Raw genomic sequence first — 550 nt, forward strand, 5'->3', positions numbered from 1 at the left:
CACGGCTGTTAGAGCAGGGTTAAGATCACCGTATACTTTCATTTTATCATCAGCAGTAACGACTACATCAATAGCTTTAGGCGTAACTGTTAAAGTTCCGTTTACTGGAGTAATGTTATAGTTAGGGTTGTTTCCTAAAGTTACTACGATTGGATATTCGCCTACGTTAGAGAACTGCGTAGCAGAAGTTGCAAGGGTATAGTTAATCGTATCTCCGTTTACAGCACCAGTCACCACGGCTGTTAGAGCAGGGTTAAGATCACCGTATACTTTCGTTTTATCATCAGCAGTAACCAGAACATCTACTTGTTTTGGAGTTACGGTCAAAGTACCATTTACAGCAGTAACGTCATAGTTAGGATTATTTCCTAAAGTCACCACGATAGGGTAAGCACCTACGTTAGAGAACTGTGTTGCAGAAGTTGCAAGAGTGTAGTTAATAGTATCTCCGTTTACAGCACCAGTCACCACAGCTGTTAATGCAGGGTTAAGATCACCGTATACTTTTGTTTTATCATCAGCAGTAACGACTACCGCAATAGCTTTAGGC

1 protein-coding gene is annotated in these 550 nt (G+C 41.1%); it reads right to left on the reverse strand.

All coding sequences use genetic code 11. The features are described 5' to 3' along the window. Window positions 1-550, reverse strand: a 550-nt coding sequence (locus L1S34_RS14835) for an MBG domain-containing protein (protein ID WP_236364883.1), incomplete at both ends; no start/stop codon positions are given.

The sequence above is a fragment of the Flavobacterium sp. K77 genome, assembly GCF_021608205.1.
Classification (GTDB): domain Bacteria; phylum Bacteroidota; class Bacteroidia; order Flavobacteriales; family Flavobacteriaceae; genus Flavobacterium; species Flavobacterium turcicum.